The organism is Rhizorhapis sp. SPR117 (assembly GCF_021742065.1).
In genome coordinates, this window is the sequence record NZ_JAKKIE010000253.1 from 1 (window position 1) to 349 (window position 349).

The 349-nt window shown below is 63.6% G+C and carries 1 protein-coding gene; it reads left to right on the forward strand.

Features of this window, described 5'->3' with window-relative positions; genetic code table 11:
* A partial coding sequence (locus L3X40_RS22250; protein ID WP_237367494.1) for an ISAs1 family transposase occupies nt 1–349 on the forward strand: 349 nt, incomplete at both ends.

Sequence of the window (349 nt, forward strand, 5' to 3'; positions counted from 1 at the left end):
CGCTGGCGCTCAAAGGGAACCAAGGGACGCTCCACGCCGACGTCCGCCTTTTTCTCGATGACCCGCGCGCGACAAAGCACATATCCGAACCGATGGTGGAGGCCGATCACGGCCGCATCGAAACCCGCGTCGCGACCATCTCCGACGACATCGCCTGGTGGCAGGAACGGCATCAATGGCCCGGTCTGGAGGCCATCGGCAAAGTGAGCCGGACCCGCGACACCGACGGGAAGACCACCCACGAGACGGCCTATTATCTGCTGAGCACCAGGCTCTCGGTCGAGCGCTTTGCCGAGGTCGTCCGCGCCCATTGGGGCGTGGAAAACAGACTGCATTGGTGTCTCGATGT